Source organism: Bacillus aerolatus, from assembly GCF_009183655.1.
Taxonomy (GTDB): Bacteria; Bacillota; Bacilli; order Bacillales; family Domibacillaceae; genus Pseudobacillus; species Pseudobacillus aerolatus.
In genome coordinates, this window is sequence record NZ_WEIO01000002.1 from 383149 (window position 1) to 407773 (window position 24625).

At 34.9% G+C, this 24625-nt stretch carries 22 protein-coding genes; all 22 read left to right on the plus strand.

The features are described 5' to 3' along the window. The first annotated feature begins 5 nt into the window (after positions 1–5). Positions 6–488, plus strand: coding sequence for a lasso peptide biosynthesis B2 protein (locus tag F9802_RS05490; protein ID WP_152150294.1), 483 nt, complete (start codon positions 6–8; stop codon positions 486–488). Beyond that, a complete protein-coding gene (locus tag F9802_RS05495) occupies positions 481–1659 on the plus strand; it encodes a nucleotidyltransferase domain-containing protein (protein ID WP_152150144.1) in 1179 nt (392 codons plus the stop codon). Before F9802_RS05490 ends, F9802_RS05495 begins: the two co-directional genes overlap by 8 nt. Before the next feature lie 12 nt (positions 1660–1671). Then, positions 1672–3468 (plus strand): ABC transporter ATP-binding protein, encoded by a 1797-nt coding sequence (locus tag F9802_RS05500; RefSeq protein WP_152150145.1) that lies wholly within the window; start codon positions 1672–1674, stop codon positions 3466–3468. Positions 3469–3673: 205 nt separating this feature from the next. Further along, complete coding sequence (locus F9802_RS05505) at positions 3674–4414, plus strand: YveK family protein (protein WP_152150146.1); 741 nt, start codon at positions 3674–3676, stop codon at positions 4412–4414. After that, positions 4401–5045, plus strand: coding sequence for a CpsD/CapB family tyrosine-protein kinase (locus F9802_RS05510; RefSeq protein WP_152150147.1), 645 nt, complete (start codon positions 4401–4403; stop codon positions 5043–5045). The genes F9802_RS05505 and F9802_RS05510 overlap by 14 nt, the downstream gene beginning before the upstream one ends. Before the next feature lie 308 nt (positions 5046–5353). Beyond that, positions 5354–7186, plus strand: a complete 1833-nt coding sequence (locus tag F9802_RS05515) for a polysaccharide biosynthesis protein (RefSeq protein WP_152150148.1) — start codon at positions 5354–5356, stop codon at positions 7184–7186. A gap of 15 nt (positions 7187–7201) precedes the next feature. Then, positions 7202–8080, plus strand: a complete 879-nt coding sequence (gene galU, locus F9802_RS05520; RefSeq protein WP_152150149.1) for a UTP--glucose-1-phosphate uridylyltransferase GalU — start codon at positions 7202–7204, stop codon at positions 8078–8080. 8 nt (positions 8081–8088) lie between these two features. Beyond that, positions 8089–9234 (plus strand): glycosyltransferase family 4 protein, encoded by a 1146-nt coding sequence (locus F9802_RS05525; RefSeq protein WP_152150150.1) that lies wholly within the window; start codon positions 8089–8091, stop codon positions 9232–9234. Next, entirely contained in the window at positions 9219–10328 is a 1110-nt protein-coding gene (locus F9802_RS05530) for a glycosyltransferase family 1 protein (protein WP_152150151.1), read from the plus strand. Before F9802_RS05525 ends, F9802_RS05530 begins: the two co-directional genes overlap by 16 nt. Before the next feature lie 8 nt (positions 10329–10336). Continuing rightward, positions 10337–11227 (plus strand): glycosyltransferase family 2 protein, encoded by an 891-nt coding sequence (locus tag F9802_RS05535; protein WP_152150152.1) that lies wholly within the window; start codon positions 10337–10339, stop codon positions 11225–11227. 75 nt (positions 11228–11302) lie between these two features. After that, positions 11303–12382, plus strand: a complete 1080-nt coding sequence (locus F9802_RS05540) for an EpsG family protein (protein WP_152150153.1) — start codon at positions 11303–11305, stop codon at positions 12380–12382. Positions 12383–12407: 25 nt separating this feature from the next. After that, entirely contained in the window at positions 12408–13559 is a 1152-nt protein-coding gene (locus F9802_RS05545) for a glycosyltransferase family 1 protein (protein WP_152150154.1), read from the plus strand. Between the two features lie 32 nt (positions 13560–13591). Further along, positions 13592–14794: a glycosyltransferase gene (locus F9802_RS05550; RefSeq protein ID WP_152150155.1), complete on the plus strand. Its 1203-nt coding sequence runs from the start codon at positions 13592–13594 to the stop codon at positions 14792–14794. Between the two features lie 26 nt (positions 14795–14820). Then, positions 14821–15924 carry a UDP-glucose 4-epimerase GalE gene (gene galE, locus F9802_RS05555; RefSeq protein ID WP_152150156.1) on the plus strand — a complete coding sequence of 368 codons (1104 nt, stop codon included), beginning with the start codon at positions 14821–14823 and terminating at the stop codon, positions 15922–15924. Between the two features lie 196 nt (positions 15925–16120). After that, positions 16121–16729, plus strand: a complete 609-nt coding sequence (locus F9802_RS05560; RefSeq protein ID WP_152150157.1) for a sugar transferase — start codon at positions 16121–16123, stop codon at positions 16727–16729. Further along, complete coding sequence (locus tag F9802_RS05565; protein ID WP_152150158.1) at positions 16716–17720, plus strand: ATP-grasp domain-containing protein; 1005 nt, start codon at positions 16716–16718, stop codon at positions 17718–17720. The genes F9802_RS05560 and F9802_RS05565 overlap by 14 nt, the downstream gene beginning before the upstream one ends. Beyond that, a complete protein-coding gene (locus F9802_RS05570) occupies positions 17695–18414 on the plus strand; it encodes an HAD family hydrolase (protein ID WP_152150159.1) in 720 nt (239 codons plus the stop codon). The genes F9802_RS05565 and F9802_RS05570 overlap by 26 nt, the downstream gene beginning before the upstream one ends. Then, entirely contained in the window at positions 18411–19568 is a 1158-nt protein-coding gene (locus F9802_RS05575) for a DegT/DnrJ/EryC1/StrS family aminotransferase (RefSeq protein WP_318636103.1), read from the plus strand. Before F9802_RS05570 ends, F9802_RS05575 begins: the two co-directional genes overlap by 4 nt. 37 nt (positions 19569–19605) lie before the next feature. After that, positions 19606–19980 (plus strand): helix-turn-helix domain-containing protein, encoded by a 375-nt coding sequence (locus tag F9802_RS05580; protein ID WP_152150160.1) that lies wholly within the window; start codon positions 19606–19608, stop codon positions 19978–19980. A gap of 147 nt (positions 19981–20127) precedes the next feature. Further along, a complete protein-coding gene (locus F9802_RS05585; protein ID WP_152150161.1) occupies positions 20128–21246 on the plus strand; it encodes a polysaccharide pyruvyl transferase family protein in 1119 nt (372 codons plus the stop codon). Positions 21247–21255: 9 nt separating this feature from the next. Next, positions 21256–22440 (plus strand): glycosyltransferase, encoded by a 1185-nt coding sequence (locus tag F9802_RS05590; RefSeq protein ID WP_152150162.1) that lies wholly within the window; start codon positions 21256–21258, stop codon positions 22438–22440. Positions 22441–23084: 644 nt separating this feature from the next. After that, positions 23085–24620, plus strand: coding sequence for an oligosaccharide flippase family protein (locus F9802_RS05600; RefSeq protein WP_152150163.1), 1536 nt, complete (start codon positions 23085–23087; stop codon positions 24618–24620). The last annotated feature ends 5 nt before the right edge of the window (positions 24621–24625 follow it).

The following is a 24625-nucleotide window of genomic DNA, read 5'->3' on the forward strand; positions in this document are numbered from 1 at the left end:
AGATGATGAGAGTTTTATCCAAGATTATTACATTTTTATCATTGTGTCCAAAAGCAAAGTTCCTTTTTATTGAAGCGTTTCTTTTTTTAGGATGGGCTCGAATTCTTAAACTGACTCCATTCTCTAAAGTGGCTCCTTCATTAGGTGATCGTATGCATGAAACTTCTTATAACTATATTGATTCGAACAATGAAAAAATAAAAAATATTTCTCATGCTATCCATATAATGAGCAAATATACTTTCTGGGAGAGCCAATGCCTTGTCAAGGCGATTGCCGGAATGAAAATGCTTGAAAGGCGAGGGATTGATAGTACTCTTTATTTAGGAACTGCTAGAGATGAAGCTGGAAAAATGATTGCACATGCATGGCTGCGAAGCGGTTCTTTTTATATTTCGGGTGCGGAAGGGATGGAGAAATTTACGGTCGTTAGTATGTTTGCTAAGAGGATTAGCGACAATTCGTTAGAAGGGGAAAGTTATGAATAAAAATGTTGATCTAAACCTAACAAATCTTCCGAAAGAACTGAAGCTCATACTAGAAATTATTAAAATTGAAAACGATGATCGTATTTCTAAGGATTGGTTCGATGATACCGACTGGGATTTGTTTCTCCAACTAGCGCTGCATCATCGCCTCTACCCATTGTTATATTCTAAAATAGTGAAAATGGAAAACAGCTGGTTTCCTTCAGAAGTCCTTCAGTCCTTGTCATATTACTATAGAAAAAATACCTTTCAGATGCTTCACTTATGTGGAGAAATGGAAAAGCTAAGCCAATTATTTATGGAAAATAACATACACCCTCTCTTTCTTAAAGGCCCTATTCTTGCTGCCGATTTTTATGGGGATATCTCTAAGCGGACGTGCGGAGACTTAGATATCCTCATTCCTATAGATGATTTACAAAAAGCAAATGAATTGCTTGTAGATCTAGGGTATGAAAAAGACGAGTATATACAAACACTGCTAAATGATTGGAAATGGAGGCATCACCACTTCACTTACTATCATCCAATTCAGGGTACTAAAATTGAAATCCATTGGAGACTCAATCCTGCTCCTGGCAAAGAGCCAACATTTAATGAATTATGGAGAAGAAAAAGGAAAAGCTCGATTACTAGCTATCCAACCTACTTTATGGGCCCAGAAGACTTATTTTTTTTTCTTGTCACGCACGGTGCACGCCACGGTTGGTCACGCTTGCGCTGGTTGGTAGATATTCATCAAATCGTGAAAAAAGACTTAAATTGGAGTGCCCTTAATAAACAATTAAAAAGATATCAAAGCTGTCATATCGGAGGACAATCACTTATTCTTTCAGAACAATTATTAAAAACTGTTTTAATTAAAGAAATGCAGCCATTAACAAGGGGAAACCGCCCCAAAAAGTTAGCCCAGGAAGCGATATTTTACTCTGAAAGAATAGTGAATTTACATACTGATCCTGTTCCTAAAGATGTAGCTAAATATCATTCGCTGCACTTATTTTCATTAATGTCATTTCAGCAAAAGTTTTTATACATGCTGAGCGTGCTGCATCCATACTACACTGATGCTGAAACATTGCCTTTACCAACTAAACTCCATTTTCTGTATTTTCCTCTGCGGCCTATTTTATGGGTTTGGAGAAAAACGAGAAAACAGGCATTATCTTAGGAGGATTTTATAATGAAACCTGTATTATATTTTTTTAAGCAGTTATACTCATATTCCGGGAATAAACTATATATTAATCTCCTAGGTATGATACTTATAAGCTTCTTAGATGGTATTGGACTAATATTATTGATTCCTGTAATTAGTTATAGTGGAATTGTAAACTTTGAGACAGGAAACTCAGCTGCAACAAAAGCTTTTGAGTTTCTTCAACAAATTCCTATTACATTAGGGCTGTCTTTTATACTTGTCATGTTTTTAATTGTTAACATTGTTCAAAATCTAATTCATCGACATGTGACCATTCAAAACGTAAAAATTCAGCATGGCTTTGCTCGACATTTACGATTGGAAATTTATAAGGATTTACTCCATGCAAATTGGAGCTTTTATGTAAAAAGGAGGAAATCTGATCTTATTAATACGATAACTGCAGAATTAGCACGTGTTAGTGCAGGAACTAATACATTCTTACAACTCATAACGGCTATTATTTTTACATTCATTCAGATTGGTATTGCCTTTTTGTTATCGCCTGCAATTACAACGTTTGTATTATTAAGCGGTTTTATTTTAACCATTTTTTCTCGAGGATTCATAAAAAGATCCCGTTTACTAGGGGGCAGAACATCTGAGATAGCGCAAAATTTTTTGGCGGGTATTACAGATAACTTTAACGGTATGAAGGATATTAAAAGTAACACGTTGGAACAATCGAGAATGAATTGGTTTCAGTCTATATCACAACGTATGTATGATGAGCAGATGGAGTATATAACATTAAAGACTGCTTCCCAGTTTTATTATAAAATTGCATCTGCCGTATTAATATCCATTTTTATATTTTTATCTGTGAATCTATTTAATGCTCAAGCTGCTCAATTGATGTTGATTATTATCATTTTCACAAGACTATGGCCAAGGGTGACGGGAATTCAGGCAAACTTGGAACAAATAGCGGCTGTCACCCCGGCCTTGAAAGCAGTCATAAAACTAAAAGATGAATCCCAGATGGCTAAAGAGTTGGATGATTTAAATTCTCAAAAAATAAAGCCTATACATATTAAAGAAGGAGTTGAATGTAATAATGTATTCTTTCGGTATAATCAAAGTGAAAGTGTATATGCTTTAAATGGAATTAATGTATTCTTTCCTTCAAATCGGATGTCAGCCGTAGTCGGAAAATCTGGGGCAGGTAAAAGTACTTTGATTGACCTTTTAATGGGGCTTAATCAGCCTGAAAAAGGAGACATTCTTTTAGATGGAATTCCGTTATCAAAAGAAAACCTCCTGGCATTAAGACGTTCTATTAGCTATGTACCACAAGATCCTTTTTTATTTAATACAACGATAAGAGAAAATCTACTGTTAATTCAATCAGATGCAACCGAGGAACAGATTTGGGAAGCGTTAAGATTCGCTGCTGCCGATGATTTTGTTAAAAAGCTTCCTCAAGGATTAGATACACTCATTGGCGACAGGGGAATTAGACTCTCTGGTGGAGAACGACAACGTCTTGTTCTTGCTCGAGCAATATTAAGGAAACCGTCTATTCTTGTTTTAGATGAAGCAACAAGTGCATTAGATACAGAGAATGAAACAAAAATTCAAGAAGCACTCGAAAGACTAAAAGGTAAAATGACTATTGTTGTGATTGCACATCGTCTTTCCACTATTAGGAATGCGGATCAAGTAGTTGTACTAGATAAGGGTGAAATTATTCAAAAGGGTGAATTCAAACAGTTAGCAAGTGAAAAAAGCGGTATGTTTAGTAATCTCCTAAGAAAGCAAATGGAAGCTGCTTTATAATTGAAGACTTGCTTTGGTTTAAAAGCCGAAAAAATATAAGTGTTGACATGTTCTTTATTAAGAACTAAAATAAAGAATATAATAGGAGTTTTAGTTAACTAAAATACGGTATGAAATCACGCTTTGTATCTATTTGGGTGTATTTTTTTTGATTGATTTGTTCTTTAATAAGAACATAAAAAGTCATACCAATAAGGTGGTTTTTATGAATCATTCAAGTCAAGAGAACAGCATGGATAAAAGAATAGCAAAGGAAATTAATTTAAAGGAGTTATACAGGGTAATAAAAAAACGCCTTTGGCTCGTTGCGCTGATAACCATATTGGCAACTATAGCCGGCTGGTTCTATGGTAATGTCAATAAAGGCCCTCTATTATATCAAACTTCAACGAATATTATTATCGGTGCAGATGCGGAGTACAGAAAAACTCTTCAAGTAATTATTAAAGACACTGTTGTTTTAGAAAAAGTGATTAAAGAACTAGGGGTGGAAAAATCACCGGAAGCATTGGCCTCACAAATCAATGTAGAAAGTATCGATGAATCCCAAGTAGTAAAGATCAGTGCTACCGATTTGGATCCAGAACAAGCTGTAAAAATAGCGAATACAACTGCAAAAGTATTTAAAGAAGAGATTCTGGCTATTGTTGGTTTTAAGAATGTTCGGATTCTATCAGGGGCTAGGTTTAATCCTAATCCCATTAATGAAAGCAATGGGAACAAGGTTATTTTGACAACTTTTATTTTAGGAATAATAGCAGGCATTGGGTTGGTGTTTTTAATTGATTCTCAAGATCACTCAATTAAATCAGAAAATGACATAGAAAAGATGTTAGGGGTCCAAGTTATAGGAAGTGTTTCTAGAATGAGTAGAAAGAATATTAGTAAAAGGAAAAGCAGGCAAACGAAGTTAAAGTTCAGAGGTGAAACAATTGGTTTTAAATAAAATAAAAAAAAGAAACTTAATTACTCACACAAATCCGGAGTCTATAATTTCCGAACAATTTCGCACGATACGAACGAATATTCAATTTATAAACGGAGACAAAAAAAGCAACAAACTTTTAATTACTTCTCCCGGTAAAGAGGAGGGAAAGTCTACTACAGCCGCTAACATAGCCGTATCGATGGCTCAACAGGGAGAGAAAGTACTTCTTATAGACGGAAATTTAAGAAACCCGAGTATCCACAGCACATTTGAAACGTTAAATGTGAGCGGATTAACAGATGTTCTTATGGGAGAGGCGATATTTGAAGAAGCCGTTTATTCTTCGAAAATTGAAAATTTGGACATTTTAACAAGCGGAGCTATTTCATCCAATCCAGCTGAATTATTAGCATCTCAAATGATGAAGCAATTACTACAAAAAGTAAGCCCTTTATACGAAACGATACTAATAGACTCACCGTCAGTCCTTGAAGTAACCGATCCGAAAATCATAGCGAACTTATGTGATGGAGTCGTATTAGTGGTTAGGCAAGATAAAACAAATATCGAAAATGCCTTTGAATCGAAAAAAGTTCTAGAATATGCAAAAGCTCAAATTGTAGGCGTGATTTTAAATGAAAAAACCTAGAACATAGTACTATAACTCGTAACAAACATATATTTTTTGATTTCTTCGTTCTTTATTAAGAACAACTTATTCTTTTTATATGTAATTTAGTATGGTGATGTCTCCTTACCACTATCAATGGAGGCACTCGATTATGCTGTGGGTTGAAAGACCTTAGACGCCAGTCGTCAGTAGTGTGATGTGAGGGGGGGTTAAATGCCCTATGTAATATTAAAGATCTTAATTATGCGGTTTTTAAGAAGACAATATAATTAAGATCTTTAATTTGACGGAAGTCATTAAAAGAAGTTATTAAAAGGGGAGATCTTATGTCCTACCAGCAAAGGTTATCTTTATTTATTATTGTGGATACTTGTATTGTACTAACCGCTATCTTCTTCGGGGGTTTTTTAGTAAACGCCAGCCTTCACGTTATTACTTTTCCAATAGTGGCCAGTTCTATTTCTATCATATTAAGTCATCATATATTTTCATTTATATTTAAAGTTTATAAAAAAGCATGGGAATATGCGAGCATTGGGGAATTAATCATTATTTGTAAAGTAGTTACTTTAGCTATATTAACTGCTAGTTTCGTGCAGCAAGTTATGGTGAATGAAATTCATTTTAGGTTGCTTATTGTCACTTGGCTGCTTCATATGGTGTTCATCGGCGGTTCAAGATTTTGTTGGAGAATATATCGTGATAACTATTTGAACAAAAACAATAACAAAAAACGAACTCTAATTATTGGTGCCGGTTCTGCGGGGACGATGGTGGCGAGGCAATTATTGAAAAGTAACGATACAGATTTACTACCAATTGCATTTATCGATGATGATATGAAGAAACATCATCTAGACATACTGGGAATTCCAGTACTGGGTAGTGTAAATCGCATGGAAAAGACTATTCAAGAATTAAGAATAGAGCATGTTATTATCGCTATTCCCTCACTTTGCAAGAAAAAATTAAACGCTATCTTTCAACAATGTGCAAAAACAAAAGCCAAAACACAAATCCTTCCTATGTTGGAGGATCTCGTTACTGGGAAAATTGCCGTTAATCAGTTTCGTGATGTGCGGGTGGAGGATCTTTTAGGAAGGGAACCAATTGCTTTAGATATTGATAGTATTTCGGAGTGCATAACTAATAAAGTAGTATTAGTAACCGGTGCGGGAGGTTCAATTGGTTCCGAAATCTGCCGTCAAATATCTAAATTTAAGCCTCAAAAACTAGTTTTGTTAGGACATGGCGAAAATAGTATTTATTCGATTGAACTGGAGTTAAAAGAACAATTTGGACATTTGCAGATCGAATTTTTGACTGAAATTGCTGATTTGCAAGACGCAAAAAAAATGATGTCCGTGATGAGTACATATCAGCCTGATGTTGTTTACCATGCTGCTGCTCATAAACATGTGCCTCTAATGGAGCGCAATCCGGAAGAAGCCGTTAAAAACAATATAATTGGAACAAGAAATGTGGCAGAAGCGGCAAGTTGGCATGGAGTAGAAACGTTTGTAATGATCTCTACGGATAAAGCCGTTAACCCTACAAGTGTAATGGGAGCAACAAAGAGGCTTGCCGAAATGATTATTCAAGATATGAATAAAAAAGGCAAAACCAAATTTGTTGCCGTTCGATTCGGTAATGTCTTAGGAAGTCGTGGCAGCGTTATCCCACTATTTAAAAAACAAATAGAAAAGGGCGGTCCAGTTACCGTTACACATCCTGAAATGGTTCGATATTTTATGACCATACCCGAAGCTTCAAGGTTAGTCATTCAAGCCGGAGCGCTGGCCAGAGGCGGAGAAATTTTTGTGTTAGATATGGGGCATCCAGTAAAAATAGTCGATCTGGCTCGAAATCTAATCAAGCTATCTGGTTATTCTATTGAAGAAATCGGAATAGAGTTCACTGGAATAAGGCCCGGTGAAAAACTTTTTGAAGAATTACTAAAAGAAGATGAAATAAATGAACAGCAAGTATACCCTAATATTTACATTGGAAAAACAGCAAAATTATATCTCGAAGAAATTGATGAAATTATCGAAAGTTATACCGCTTTAGATAAAGAAATACTAAGAGCAATACTTATTTACTTAGCGAATAATAAAGTTAAAGCGAAACCTGAGCCAGTAATGACAGTTTCAGGTTAAAGAGGAGTGAAGGAAATGAAAGTCAGAAAAGCAATTATCCCAGCAGCTGGTTTAGGAACGAGATTCCTCCCAGCAACAAAGGCTATGCCAAAAGAAATGCTGCCTATTGTTGACAAACCAACCATTCAATATATTGTCGAAGAAGCTATTGAGTCAGGAATTGAAGATATTATTATCGTTACTGGAAAAGGGAAAAGGGCGATTGAAGATCACTTTGATCATTTCTTCGAATTAGAGCAAAATTTGTTAGAAAAAGGAAAGTTGGATTTGTTAGATGCAGTTCAAAAGTCATCAAAGATGGTGGACATTCATTATATTCGTCAAAAAGAGCCAAAGGGTTTGGGGCATGCCATTTGGTGTGCACGTAAGTTTATTGGAAATGAACCATTTGCTGTTCTATTAGGTGACGATATTGTTAAGTCGGCAAAACCTTGCCTTAAGCAAATGATGGAACAGTATGAAAGGTACAATGCATCCATACTCGGGGTTCAGTCGGTTGCCGAAGAGGAAGTTTCAAGATATGGAATTGTTGATGGAAATCTAATAGGAGAACGTTTTTATAGCGTCAATAGTTTAGTAGAAAAGCCGAAGCAAGCAGAGGCACCTTCTAATTTAGCCATTATGGGCAGATATATTCTTAACCCAAGAATTTTTGAAATATTAAGTAAACAAAAGCCGGGGGCTGGCGGGGAAATCCAATTGACAGATGCCATTGCTGGATTAAACCTTTATGAGGCGGTTTATGCCTATGACTTTGAAGGAATTCGGTATGACGTTGGGGAGAAGATGGGATTTATTCAAACGACGATAGAGTTTGCCTTACAACGAGAAGATTTAAAAAAAGAACTATTAGATTATCTATCATCCACTCTTGATAGACAATTGATTAAATAGGTTAAGCTATGAGAAAAAAGGTGTTGTTTTGTGCAACGGTTGATTTTCACTTTAGTGCCTTTCACTTACCGTATTTAAAATGGTTTAAAGAGCAAGGGTGGGAAGTTCATATTGCCGCAGCTGGCAGCTTAGAACTTCCTTATGTAGACAAGAAGTATAACATACCTATTCAAAGATCTCCTTTTAAAAGGGAAAATATAGGGGCATTTAACGAGTTGAAATCAATTATTGATGAAAATCAGTATACAATCATTCATTGCCATACGCCGATGGGGGGAGTCTTAGCCAGGTTAGCTGCACGAAAAGCGAGAAAACATGATACAAAAGTGCTCTATACTGCACATGGCTTTCATTTTTGCAAAGGCGCATCTTTTCTAAACTGGCTCGTTTATTATCCAATTGAAAAATGGCTGGCTCGTTATACCGATTGTTTAATTACGATTAATGAAGAGGATTATAGACTCGCACTCAACCACCATTTTAAGGCAAGTAAAATTGAACATATTCATGGCGTAGGAGTTAATACAGAACGATTTACTCCCGAAAAAGATAAAGCAGGACTAAGGGCAAAGTATCATTATTGTAATGATGCTTTTTTGATGTTTTATGCAGCTGAATTTAATAAGAATAAGAACCAGCAAATTCTTATTGAGGCAACAGCCTTAGTTAAGAAGCAATTGCCAAATGCAAAACTTCTTTTAGCCGGGGAGGGGCCGTTGCTCGAACATTGCAAAAGACTCTCGATCAAGCTTGGAGTAGAAGAGATGGTCGATTTCTTAGGCTATCGAAATGATATCGAATCATTAGTAAAAATGAGCGATGTTGCTGTGGCCTCAAGTTTACGGGAAGGTCTGCCTGTCAACATAATGGAAGCCATGGCTTGCGCGCTGCCTGTTATAGCTGTTAATAACAGAGGGCATAGAGAACTCGTTTCTCATAATAAAAATGGCTGGCTTGTCGGAAACAACAGCATAGAAATGGCTGATAAAATCATTCATCTTGCCGGAGACCAAGAGTTAAGAGAACAATTTGGATCACAAAGTCGGGAAATAATTTTAACAACATACAGTTTAAATAAAATTTTAGAAGAGAAGAGAAAAATGTATAAAAAAATCATGGATGAGATGGAGGAAGTTCAGTGGGCAATCCATTAAAGGTATTACATGTTGTCGTAAATATGAACCGTGGTGGTGCTGAAACGCTCATTATGAACCTATATCGGAATATCGATCGGTCTAAGGTTCAATTTGATTTCTTAACATGTAAGCCAGGAGCTTTTGATGAAGAAATTATAAAAATGGGCGGGAAGATTCATAGAATTTCCTATGTTTCAGAGGTTGGGCACTTCAAGTATATCCGGGAATTAAACCAATTTTTTTCTACCCATAAAGAGTATAAAATCGTTCATTCGCACATGGATAAGATGAGTGGATTCGTTCTTCGGTCAGCCAAGAAAGCTGGGATTCCTATTCGTATTTCACACAGTCATAATACACAAAGTGAAGGAGGGGTAGCTATAAGAACTTATAAATGGTTTGCAGGAAAATTGATCATCCCTAATGCTACTACTTTCTTTGCCTGTTCGAATTATGCTGCTAAATGGTTATTTCATGCGAAATATAGCGATACCCATATTCTGAAAAATGGGATCGAATATGAGAAGTTTGCTTTTTCTAATGAGGTTAGAAAAGAGGTAAGAGAGGAATTAAAGCTAAGTAATAAATCCATTGTCCTCGGACATGTCGGAAGGTTCGCTCATCAGAAGAATCATTCTTTTTTAATAGATGTCTTTGAAGAACTCTCTAAAAAGAATGAGGATGCAGTCTTGTTATTAATTGGTGATGGTCCTTTACGTAAGGAGATTGAGGCGAAAGTACAGAATTTAAAATTAGAAGAGAAGGTTACGTTTCTTGGAATACGAAGTGATATTAATCGAATCCTTCAAGCAATGGACATATTTGTATTTCCATCTTTGCATGAGGGTTTACCCGTTTCATTAATTGAGGCTCAAGGGGCAGGGGTACCTTGCTTGATATCAGATCGTGTTTCACTAGAAGTGGATCTAGGAATGGACTTAGTCGATTATGCTCCCTTGGATGATAAAGCGGTATGGATGGATATGGTAAAAAGAATTTCATCAAAACGAATTTCAAGAACAAATGCCCAAGAGTCTTTAATAGAACAAGGGTATGATATCACCGCAACTGCAAATAAAATTGAAGATTTTTACTTAACTATTTCAGGGTGAATAAAAGTATGAAAATGTTAACAGTATTTACTCCAACGTATAATCGTGCATATTGTTTAGAAGCTTGCTACAAAAGTCTAGTTCGCCAAACGTGTAAGGATTTCATCTGGTTAATTATCGATGATGGTTCTATAGATAATACAAAGGATTTGGTAAATAGCTGGATTAAAGAAAATAAAATCGAAATCAGATATTATTGGCAGGAAAATCAAGGGATGCATGGTGCTCATAATACTGCCTATGAACTGATTGATACTGAATTGAATGTGTGCATAGACTCCGATGATTATATGCCAGAAGAGGCTGTGGAAAAGATAACGAAATTTTGGAGCAAGTACGGCAGTGAAAAAGTAAGTGGCATGATTGGACTGGACTCATACACAAATAATGAAGTAATTGGCACCAAATTGCCGGAAGATCGGAAAAGCTCTACATTGTTTGACCTTTATAATAAGCATGGTGTATCGGGTGATAAAAAGCTCGTCTATCGAACAGAATTAACAAAACAATATCCATATCCTATTTTTCAAAATGAAAAATATGTAGGGCTGGCTTACAAATATTATATGTTAGATAAACAATACGAAATGCTTCTCATGAATGAAGTACTTTGTTGTGTAGAGTACCTTTCCGATGGTTCATCACTCAATATGTTGAATCAATATAGAAAAAATCCAAAAGGCTTTGCATTTTACCGCAAAGAATTAATGACGTTACCTTTTGCAAGTGTATCGTTTAAATTTCGGCAAGCTATCCATTATGTGTCTAGCAGTTTATTGATGAATAATAAAAGGTTCTTAAAAGAAACCCCAAGCAAAGGCTTAACTGTTTTAGCTATTCCGTTAGGCGCACTATTATATGTATATATTACATCTAAAACTAGGACTGCACAGAGTTAAGCTAATGATCTCAGCAGTCTTTTTTGTGTACACCAGATGTTATAAGAAATTATCTGTCTTGAAAGGAAATATAAAATGACTTTTCTATGGTTGAATCTTGCTATCGTTTTTATTTTTTCCTTTTTTGCAAGGTACTTTGCTGCGCCAGCATTAGCAACAGGTTCATCGGTTCCTGTAAAACCGAACAAAACCTTAGTGTTAGGTGCTTTGCTATCATTAATAATTATTTCAGGCCTAAGATCAAATATAGGGGATACTTACTTTTATAAACATCTCTATGAGACAAATGATTTTACGTGGGAGTATATTACTTCTCAGAAAGATATGGGATTTGGAATTCTGCAAATGATTTTAAAAAAATATTCAGAAGATCCTCAAATTATGATTTTTACAACGGCTTTGATCACAAATGTCCTTATTATTTCTGTTTTATTTAAGTATTCAAGAATGTTTGAGCTAAGCACTTATGTTTATATTACAGGTGGCTTATTTTTAGTTTCAATGAACGGTATTAGGCAAGTACTAGCTGCCGCCATAGCTTTTACTGCGACCAAGTATTTAATCAACGGAAATTGGATCAAGTACTTCCTAATCGTTCTTTTGGCATCAATGTTTCATCAAAGTGCATTAATACTTATGCCTATTTATTTCCTAGTTAGATATAAGGCGTGGTCTAAAGCAACATATATTCTTTTATTTTTCTCTATCTTAATTGTTATTGGTTTTGAGCAGTTTTCAGCCATTTTATTTGCGACTATTGAGGACACGCAGTATGGACAATATTCAGGTTTTGATGAAGGTGGAGCAAACACAATTAGGGTGGCAGTAGCCGCTGTGCCGCTAATCATTGCCTATCTTGGCAGAGAAAGACTTAGAGAGGTATTTCCAAGCAGCGATTACATCGTGAATATGGCGCTAATAGGACTTGTATTTATGATTATTTCGACACAGAGCTGGATTTTTGCAAGAGTTTCTATTTACTTTAATTTGTATCAAATTATTTTAATTTCCTGGATCATAAAGCTTTTCAGTAAAAAAGATCAAAGGTTCGTTTATTACACATTATTGATTTGTTATTTTGTATACTACTATTATGAAAATGTCATTAGTTTAAATGTTTTTTATAAAAGTGATTTTTTTGACGATTTCTTTTAAGTAAAGTACAGAAAGGAGGAGGAATATGACAAAACCAGGATATCCTAAAAGAGTCCTGCACATTGTAAGCTCAATGGGGCGGGGCGGAGCCGAGACATTGATTATGAATATTTATAGAAATATAGATCGAATGAAAGTCCAATTTGATTTTGTTACTCACAGTCATGGAAAGGGAGACTATGATGATGAAATTAAATCAATGGGCGGAAAAATATATAGCATCCCGAGTTTAGGGACAGCTGGTCCTATTAACTATGTAAAGCGGTTGAAGGATGTGATGTCTGCTAATGATTATGCAGCTGTACATGCCCATACTGATTATCAGAGCGGCTTTCCGGCATTAGCAGCAAAAATGTGTGGGATTGAACACCGAATTTGCCATTCGCATAGCAATAATTGGTTAAAACAAAACGGTTTAAAAGAAAGGTTTATGTTAAAAACACTTCAAGCAGTAATTAAGTTCTCCGCAACTAGGTTTTGTAGCTGCAGCGAAGAAGCGGCGGGATTCTTATTTGGAAAAAGTGCAATCATGAACAATAAAGTTGATATTCTGAAAAATGGGATTGATATGAGCCAATATACGCACAGTGATCCGGGCACGGGCAGTAGAAAGAGTGTGTTAAAGGAGCTTCATTTAGCGGAAGAGACAAAAATAATCGGTCACGTAGGCCGTTTTTCAGAATCGAAAAATCATCTATTTATTTTAAAAATTTTGAAAAGTATAGCAGAAGAGGATTCTCGTTTTGTCGCTATTTTAATTGGGGATGGCCCTTTGAGAGAAACAATTGAAAAAGAAGCTGAAAAACTGGGATTAATAAAGCATATAAGGTTTTTAGGGGTAAGAACAGATATACCTAGGCTTATGAATGCTTTTGATGTTTTTCTATTCCCTTCCTTATTTGAGGGCTTCGGTATCGTCATGCTGGAGGCTCAGAGTTCTGGGATTCCATGCGTAGCATCATCTTCTGTACCCAGCAGTACGGATATGGGATTAGGGCTAGTAAAATACTTAAATCTTGACGATCATATGGATCAATGGCGTGACAGTATTAAAGCCGCCATTTTCATTGAGCGGCCAAATAAGAATTTGATTATTAAAAATATCTCTGAACTTGGTTTTAATATTCAAGAAAGTTTGAATGATTGGTTAAGATTATATGGGCTTCAAAACCAGTAATCATAAGGTATCTTAAGTGAGCGGGGTATTACATAATGAAGAAAAAGATCTTAATCTCTTCTTTTGATTTAGCAATAGGTGGTGTAGAGCGCAGTTTAATCGGCTTATTAAATCATCTAGACTATAGTAAATATGATGTAGACTTAATGCTTTTTAAACATGAAGGAGAATTTCTTCCATTTCTGCCTTCAGGGCCGAACCTTTTGGCGGAAGTTCCTCAATATGCGACCTTTAGAAAATCAATTCATCAAACTGTGAAAGAAGGATATTATTCGATTGGCATTTCCAGGTTACTAGCTAGATCTGTAAGTTCCTTGCACGGGAAAATGAAAAGTATTGATGAACCGGGGTATTTGACTATTCAATATGGCTGGGAAATGTCAAATCCCTTTCTTCCAAAATTAAATAAAGAATATGATGTGGCTATAGGTTTCCTATGGCCACATCATTTTATAGGAGAAAAGGTAAAGGCAAAGAAAAGAATCGGTTGGGTACATACGGATTACTCCAATATCTACGTAAATAAAAAAATAGAAAGCCGTATGTGGAATAAGGTAGATCATATCGTGGCCGTTTCGGAAGAATGTTCCAAAACCTTCCTGAATGTATTTCCTGATTATAAGGAAAAAACGACAGTGATCGAAAATATTCTTTCACCCCAAATGGTTAAAGAACAAGCTAAGTTAGAGGTTCCTATAGAAATTAAGAAGGCGCCGGGGAAAACAATGTTAGTAACGGTAGGAAGGCTTTCACATGCAAAAGGTTTGGATCAGGCTGTGAGAGCATGTAGGGAGTTGCTCGACGACGGATATGACATTGAATGGTATGTGGTAGGCTACGGTCCTCTTGAAGATGAGTTGAAAAAACTAATCAATGAATTAAATCTGCAAGATCGATTCTTTTTATTAGGAAAGAAGGTCAATCCTTATCCTTACATAAAAGCATGTGACATTTATGTGCAGCCATCTAGATATGAAGGCAAGGCCGTTACTATTCGTGAAGCACAAATTCTAGAAAAACCAGTCGTCATAACTAATTTTCCTACCGCAAAAAGCCAAGCTCGAGATGAATTTGATGCGTTAATCACACCGCTTACTATTGCTGGAATCGCAAACGGGATAAAGAGGTTAGTAGATGATAAGGATTTAAAGGAAAATCTAATCTCAAATATTCGTAAAAAGGATTATGGGAACATGGCTGAAGTAGAGAAATTGTATCAATTAATGGAAGCTTAATTTGAAATAAGGGAGGTTGATGAAAAATGGCTGTACTCATTACTGGAGGGGCCGGTTATATCGGCAGTCATACGTGCGTCGAATTGTTAAATGCGGGTTATGAAATTGTAGTGGTCGATAATTTTATCAATAGTAAACTTGAGTCATTAAAGCGTGTAAGTGAGATTGCAGGGAAAAGCTTTAAAGTGTATCAAATTGATATATTAGATGAGAAGAAGCTGGAAAAAGTGTTTGTCGAAAATACAATTGAAGCCGTTATTCATTTTGCCGGATTAAAAGCAGTTGGCGAATCAGTTCATAAACCGCTTTCATATTACTATAACAATATTGCAAGTACAATTATATTGTGTAAAGTGATGAAGAAACATCGTGTGAAAAACTTAGTATTTAGCTCATCGGCTACTGTTTATGGAGTGCCAGAGCGCGTACCAATTTGCGAAGATTCTACCTTGTGGGCCATGAATCCGTATGGCCGAACAAAGCTAATGATTGAAGAGGTTTTACGTGATCTGTACGAGTCCGATCGCAATTGGAGTGTTGCTCTTTTAAGATACTTTAATCCAATTGGAGCTCATGAAAGCGGACTTATAGGTGAAGATCCGAATGGAATTCCTAATAATTTAATGCCATATATTACTCAAGTAGCGGTTGGAAAGTTAAAAGAACTAAGTATCTATGGGAATGACTATCCAACGGATGATGGGACTGGTGTAAGGGATTATATTCATGTGGTTGATCTGGCAAACGGGCATTTAAAAGCACTTGAAAAAGTAATGGAAACAACCGGAATTGATGCGTATAATCTTGGGACTGGAAAAGGATATAGTGTATTAGAGGTGGTCGCAGCCTTTGAGCAAGCATCAGAAGTAATGATACCTTATAAGACCGTTGACCCGAGACCTGGTGACATAGCGGTGTGCTATGCAGACCCTTCTAAAGCCCAACAAAAACTTGGGTGGACTGCAGAAAAAGGGATTGAGGAAATGTGTGCGGATTCCTGGAGATGGCAATCCAATAACCCCAATGGATATGAAGAAATAACAAATATAATAGATGAAGAAAATCCCCGCTTATTAAAAGAAAGTGGGGATTTTTCGTATGAGATGGTACCGGAAAGCCTGGCAAAGTGAGGAAAACGAATAAATGAACATATCTGAAAAGCTGTCTCAACAGCAATTCAAAGAATTGTTAGAGGACATATATATAAAGGGACAGGAAACAGAGTTCATACAAACAGAAGACATATTGAAGGATATACAAAATAAACTGTTAACACTATTGGCAAGAACAAATTAACCCAAATTTAAACGTGGGAGCAGGAACGAAATGAAAAGATTTTTAGATTTTATGTGTTCATTATTACTACTTATTATTTTGTTGCCTATTATTTTATTAATTGGCCTATTAGTCAAATTAAAATTAGGCAGTCCAGTCCTATTTAAGCAAAAGCGTCCGGGATTACATGGCAAGCCATTCTATTTGTATAAATTTCGTTCGATGACAGATGAAAGGGGCCATACGGGAAATCTGTTGCCAGATTATATTAGATTAACTTCTGTTGGAAAACTTTTGCGAAGGTATAGCTTAGATGAGTTGCCGCAGCTCATTAATGTTATAAAGGGAGACCTTAGTTTAGTAGGGCCACGCCCACTTTTAATGGAGTATTTGCCATTATATACACAAGAACAAGCTAAACGTCATCTAGTAAGACCAGGAATAACAGGATGGGCACAAGTGAATGGACGTAACGCCATTAGCTGGGAAGAGAAATTTGAATTAGATGTTTGGTATGTGAATAACCAATCTTTATTCCTTGATTGGAAGATCTTATTTTTAACGATCAAAAAAGTGATCAAATCTGAAGGAATTAGGCATGACAACCATGCCACTATGCCAGTCTTTAGAGGGAGTCTGAATAAATATGAAAAAATGTGATCTAAATATACTTTTTACTAGTTCCGGAAGAAGGGTATCCCTTATAAAAAAATTCAAGGAAACGTTTTCTCAGCATGATATTTCTGGAAAAATAGTGACTGCGGATATGAAAAATACAGCACCGTCACTATTTTTCGGCGATAAGCATTTTCTTGTACCGAGAGTAACAGACCAGAATTACTTAGAAGAGGTTTTAAAAATATGCAAACTAGAAGAGATTGATCTATTAATTCCTCTCATTGATACAGAATTAGTTTTATTGGCCAAAAATAGAAATGTATTCGAGGAAATTGGTGTAAAAGTAATGGTATCAAGTATGAGATTAACCGAGATTACCTTTGATAAATTAAAAACGTATGAATTCTTCTTAAACAACCGAATATCCACACCTCACGTATATAGTGAAGAGGAAATAAAGAAAAATAATTACAAGTTTCCTTTACTAATAAAGCCTAAAAACGGAAGTTCAAGTGTGGGTGTTACTAAAATAAAGAATGAAAAAGAATTAAATTTCTTTAAAGACTATATTCCAAACGCAATGATTCAAGAGTACGTATCAGGTGATGAGTATACTGTGGACGTAATGACAGATTTTGATGGAAATATAAAAACGATTGTACCGCGACTACGAATGGAAACAAGGGCTGGTGAAGTAAGTAAAGGTGTTACAAAAAAAGATTTTGAAATCATTAATGCTGTGGAAGATGTTATGCATAAGCTGCCTGGTGCAGTTGGATGTATAACCTTACAATGCTTTAGGAAAGAAAATGGTGAAATAACTTTTATTGAAATAAACCCACGGTTCGGTGGAGGAATTCCGCTTTCGATCGAGGCAGGTGCAAATTTTCCCCTATGGACAACAGAAATGAGTAAGGGAGTAAGATTTACAAAGCAAGACTTTTCCTGGAAGGAAGATCTTACAATGCTTAGATATGATGAAGCTATATTTGCGGAGATTATTCAAAATGAAAATAAATGCATTAGTCTTTGATATCGATGATACTCTTTACCAAGAAATTGACTATGTTCTTAGTGGCTTTAGAGCTGTTGATATGTGGTTGGAAAACAATTTTGATATAACTGATTTTTACGGTTTGGCTACTGACTTATTTAATTCAGGTGAAAGAGCGAATGTTTTCAATAAAACATTAGAATTATTAAATGTTAGTTTTAACGAGAGTATGATATCCAAGATGGTAAGCGTTTATAGAGCTCATAAACCAGAAATTGAATTGTTAGACGATGCTAAATGGGTAATTGATAATCTACATGGAAGTATTAAAAAAGGGATAATATCAGATGGGTATCTTATTACACAGAAACAAAAGGTAGAAGCATTAAACTTAAAAGAAAAATTTCACACAATTATTCTCTCTGACATCTACGGAAGGAGCAATTGGAAGCCAAGTCCAATGCCGTATAGAGAAGTAACAAAGGGATTAAGTTGCTTACACAATGAGTGCGTTTATATCGGGGACAATTTAAAAAAAGATTTTGTTACTGCAAAAAAATTGGGGTGGCTGACGGTACATGTGAAGAGAACTACTGGAATTTATTCTAATTTAGTAGTCGATAAAGAGTTAAAAGCTCATTATCAAATCAATGACCTAAGGGAGCTTATTAATATAAGAGAGCTTAGACACCTTTTTGATATAGATAATCAAGAAAGGGTAGTGGTTAAATGACTTTTATAAATAAAAAAATGCACCTTTCCCCTCCGCATTTGTCTGGAAATGAATTAAAATATATTCAAGAAGCGCTTGATACGAATTGGATTGCGCCACTCGGACCCAATGTGGATGCCTTTGAAAATGAATTAGCCCGTTACATAGGAGCCAATGAAGCTGTTGCCTTAAGTTCAGGAACTGCAGCTATTCATTTGGCTCTTTCTTTATTAGGTGTAAACAAAGGAGATACGGTATTTTGTTCTACCCTTACATTTGTAGCGAGTGCTAATCCCATTCTTTATCAAGGGGCAGAGCCAGTATTTGTTGATTCGGAACCGGAAACTTGGAACATGTCACCGGAAGCGCTCGAAAAGGCATTCAAAGAAGCTGCTCTTGCAGGAAAGCTGCCAAAAGCAGTCATCGTAGTCAATTTATACGGCCAAAGTGCAAAGATGGATGAAATTCTATCGATATGTAATGGATATGATGTACCGATTATCGAGGATGCGGCTGAATCGCTTGGTTCCAGTTATAAAGGAAAGCCAAGTGGTACTTTTGGTAAATTTGGTGTTTTTTCATTCAACGGGAATAAAATCATTACAACTTCCGGTGGCGGAATGCTCGTATCCGACGATGTCGATACTCTAAAAAAAGCGCGCTTTTTAGCCACTCAATCTAGAGATCCGGCCCCTCATTATCAGCATAGCGAGATAGGCTTTAATTATCGAATGAGTAATATTTTAGCAGGCATTGGAAGGGCGCAGCTAGAGGTACTAGAGGAAAGAGTGAACGCTAGACGATTCACATTTTCCCAGTATTACGAAGAATTATCTTATATATCGGGCATTCACTTTATGCCTGAGCTGGAAAATACGATGTCTAACCGCTGGCTTACAACTTTAACAGTAGACGAGAAAGAAACAGGGATTTCCTCTAACGTTTTATTGCAATCTTTAGCTGAAGAAAATATCGAAGCGCGCCCCGTTTGGAAGCCGCTTCATTTGCAGCCATTATTCGAAGGGGCAAAATACTATCCTCATAAAGATCATCATAGTGTGTCTGAACAGTTATTTACGACGGGCATATGCCTGCCTTCGGGCTCCAATCTATCCGAAGAAGAGTTAATGAGAGTGGTCGATTGTCTTAAACATGAATTAAAACTAAAAGTTTAGAGAAGCCATCCAATAAGGATAAAAGAGGTACGAATAAATGATAGGAAAAAATATATACGAAATTCGAAAAAGAAGGGGATTGTCGTTAACAGAACTTGCCGATCGTGCCGGCATAGCTAAGTCGAACTTAAGCAATATTGAAAGGAACTTAAACCAAAATCCTTCTATAAATGTGATAGAAAAAATAGCAGTTGTTTTAGGAGTGGACCTCAAAACGTTATTAAAGGTAGAAAGAAATATAGAACCTAAACGAACACAGCTTGATGAAGAATGGGTTGATTTTGTTAATGAATTAAAAGAATTGGGGGTCCAAAAGGAGCAGATGCAAGAATATAAAACATTGCTTGAATTTATTAAATGGCAAAATGAGCAGGATGTAAATAAAGAAAGTGGAAAACGGTCAACAAATTGATTAAATAAACATGTCCTGATATTTTCTCTTAAACAGAAGGAGATCAGGAGGTTATTAAAAAAATGTATACAAAAAGTTCCGATAAAAAATAGTAAGCGGCGGCACACAGGTGTTTCGAATTTTCAAATAAGAAAAGGATGTGCGGGTGTGAAGATTTGTACTATAACATGCCACGATGTTTATAATCATGGTGCCTCGTTACAGGCATATGGATTAATGAAGTATTTAACAAACTGTGGTCATGATGTTGAAATAATAGATTATAAACCAGATTATTTAAGTAATCATTACAACCTATTAAGCATTGATAATTCAAAATGGGCAAGAAATATTTTAACAAAATCAATATATTTAGTACTAAAGATCCCGATGAGAATACCGGAACTAAAAAGAAAAAAAGCTTTTGATAAGTTTACTAATGAATACTTAAAGATAACAAAATCAAGATTTGCCTCTAATGATGAAATAAAGAAAAACTTACCTTATGCAGATGCATTTATATGTGGGAGTGATCAAATTTGGAATAGTTTACATGAAAATGGAAAAGATCCGGCGTTCTATTTAGACTTTGTACCTAAGGGAAAAATTAAGGCATCTTACGCAGCCAGTTTTGCAACTGATACAATTTCAGAAGATTATACGCCTTTTGTAAAAGAGAGCATAGGAAAATTGGATTGCGTAGGTATAAGAGAAAGAAGCGGTGTAGAAATTTTAAATAAATTGAATATAAAAAATGCGGTTAATGTCGTAGATCCGGTATTTTTACTAGATAAAGAAGAGTGGAATAATATTGGGAGAGAGGAATTTAATGAAAAGTATATATTAATATATGATTTTGATAATAACAAATTAATTGAAAAACTAGCTGTTGAAATTGCTAGGGATAAAGGATATAAAATTTATACTATTAATCCTGGTAAGCTTAAATTTTGCGATAGGTATTTTAAATTCGTTGGGCCGAAAACATTTATATCCCTGGTTAGACATGCACAAATTGTTATTTCAAATTCTTTTCATGCAGCTGTTTTTTCAATCGTTTACGAAAAAGATTTTGTTATTGTTAATAGAACTGAAGCAATAAATACGAGAATGAGAGACTTATTGGATGATCTAAGACTTAGTGAAAGGTTAGTAAATGAAAACTATAAACTAGAAAACATATTAAGAAAGGTTGAATATAAAGAAAGTAAAAAGATATTGAATGAAAAGATTGAGTTTTCTAAGAACTATTTAAAAAATGCATTATCTACAAAAGTAATAGTGTGAGGGCTTATTATGAAGAAAGTATTGTTTGTTATAGATTCTTTAAATAGTGGAGGGGCAGAAAAAAGTCTGGTTTCTTTGCTAGCTTTATTTAATTATCAAAAGTATGATGTTGATTTACTAATGTTTTCTCCTTCGGGGTTATATTTACCGCTTTTGCACGAAAAAGTTAATTTACTGGATGTACCCAACTATTTTATGACACAACACAATGATATAAGGAGTTTGTTTAAGAATAAAAAATTTAAGGAGTTATTTATAAGAATTGGAATTTCCTGCTCTCTTAGAAACCCATTTTATAAAAAACATATGCATAGTGCTCAAATAAGCTGGAAATGGATAAAAAAAGGTATAGATCAAATAAAGAAGGAATATGATATTGCCATAGCTTATAGTCAGGGTACACCAACTTATTTTGTTGCGGAAAAAGTTATAGCAAAGAAAAAAATATGTTGGATAAATACTGACTATAAAGTAGCACCATATAATAAAAACTTTGATGAAAAGTATTACGAACAATACGATAATGTTATAGCTGTGTCGGATCATAATAAAGCAGTTTTTGTTAATGAAATGCCAGGTATTGTGAAGAAAACAAGTGTTATTTACGATATAGTCTCACCTAGCCTAATTAAGTCAATGGCATCCTCTTTTGGTGGATTTACTGATAATTTTGATGGTTTAAGGATATTAACCATTGGAAGATTAGTAGATGTAAAGGGATATGATTTAGCTATAAAGGCTTGTTTCAAGTTAAAGCAGCAAGGATATAAAATTAAGTGGTATGCAATTGGCGAAGGAAATCTTAAAAGTAAGTTAGAAACGATGATTAGGGAATATCAACTAGAGGACACATTTATACTATTAGGAATAAAACGAAACCCGTATGTGTTCTTAAAACAATGTGATATATATGTTCAGCCATCAAGATTTGAAGGTTACGGGTTAGCGATAGCTGAAGCTAGAATATTACAAAAGCCAATAGTAGCAACAAATTTTACAGTAGTAACAAATCAGATTAAGAACAAAGAAAATGGTTTAATAGTCGACATGAATTCAGAATCGATTTCTATAGGTATAAAGGAAATAATAAAGAATCGTAATTTGAGGGAATATTTATACGAAAATTTAAGTAGAGAAAGGGCGGGTACTGAGCAAGAGATTGAAAAAGTTTATTCAATTATAGAATCTGTATAAAGGTAGATTTATAGTATTAGGCTATTGATTCGGGGGTGTTGTGAAAAATCAACTTAATGCTCATTAATACCAATGCAGGCGAAACGGAAAAGGCGCTCCTAAATATGATAACAGAGATGCCAAAGGATCAATTTGAAATCATAAATTTCATGTTAGAAGAGCATGGAGGGTTCTTGAATTCCATCTCTAATGACGTTAGGATTGAATATTTCAAAGGACAACATGAAGGAAATTCTAAAGGGGCCTTTACATGTAACTGAGCCGAATTTACCAAATAAAGAGATGATTATCGAGGCTCTCATCATATACTTTTATTGGTAAGATTACAAAAGAAAGAAGCCCTTTCTACAAATATGTTTTAAGTGATTAGCCAGTAAACCAAAATGAATTGAATGCGATATCGCAGTAGCTTATGCAGCCCCTACGGACCTCATAAGCTATTTTATTGCCCATAAAAGATCCATTTTGATGTTACTAAAATAGGTTTTAATAAGTATTTTGCAGCTAAAACTTACAAGAAGAAGTGCAAAAACTCTATTTGACCTCCAATAACGAGTCAAGGGTTAATATAGTTGTATGTAAATTTCGTTGATAATGTATCAAGAATGCTTTTTAAATAAAATTTAATATGGAAGGTTTAGAATATGAAAAGTCAACTAAAAGCTGGTGCCACATTATCATATGTAGCATTGTTTATTAATAGTGCTATCTCAATAATATATACACCTATTATGCTAAGTCTTCTTGGTCAATCGGAGTATGGATTATATAGTTTAGCTAGCGCAACTGCAGGATATGTAGGTGTTTTGAACTTTGGATTGGGGAATGCATTAATTCGATACACGGCAAAATACAAAGCACTAAATGATGAAAAAAGGTGCTCTGAATTATACGGATTGTTTTTTATTATGTACGGCACTTTAGGTGCGGTCGCATTAGTAGCAGGAATAATACTAACATTAAATGCGGATTTAGTTTTTTCAAATTCGCTAAGTATTGAAGAGCTTAACAAACTGGAGATAATCATGGGAATTATGATAGCAAACATATCCATTGGAATAGGACTAGGAATGTTTAATATAATCATTTTGGCCCATGAAAAGTTTGTTTTTCAAAAAATGATTGTAATCCTTGGTTCCATAATAAATCCTTTATTAATGTTGCCACTTTTAGTAAAAGGATATGGAGCTATAACCATGGCGTTAGTAACTGCATTACTAAGCTTATTAACAATTATTATAAATTTCAATTACTGCTTTAAAAAAATAAAAATAAATATATCCTTTGAAAAGTTGGAGAAAGGATTAGTTAAGGAAATAATAATATTCTCATCTTATATATTCTTAAATTTAATTATTGGCCAACTTTATTGGTCAACCGATCAAGTTATACTTGGTATTTATAGTGGAACCGTCGCTGTTTCTATATATACAATAGGTGTTTCTTTTATAGGTTACTTTTCTGGTTTTTCTTCTGCTATATCCAATGTATTTCTAAGTAAGGTATCCGCAATGGTGATGAAGGGGGCAACAGATAAAGAATTATCAGAGTTATTTATTAAGGTAGGGAGAATTCAATATATTATAATTTCATTTGCTTTAAGTGGTTTTATCGTTTTTGGACAAGAGTTTATTTATCTATGGGTCGGCAGAGAGTATAGTGAATCTTATATTATAGCAGTTATTATTCTTGCTCCTATGTTAGTCTCACTAATACAGGAAATGGGAGGAGTAATACTCCAAGCAAAAAATATGCAAAAGTTCAAATCGGTAGTCAATATTTCTATCGCTATACTCAATGTAATTATGAGTGTAATATTTGTTCAATGGTGGGGAGCTATTGGGTGTGCTATTGCGACAGCTATCTCTTTTACTTTAGGGAATATTATTATTATAAATATATATTATTGGAAGAAAGTCAAAATCAACATTCCTAAATATTGGGTTAACATTTTATTTATGAGTACACCATTTGTTATCAGTTTATTGTACGGTATTACATTAAATAATCAAATACTTGCTAATTATTGGACCGTGTTGTTTATTAAGATTTTTGTGTTTTCTGTAGCATACATTTTGCTAATGTGGATGACTGGTATGAATAAGTATGAAAAGGATTTATTAATTGTTCCTATTAAAAGAATAACACGCAGGCTTAGAATTAAAGATAATGTGGCGTAAAAGTA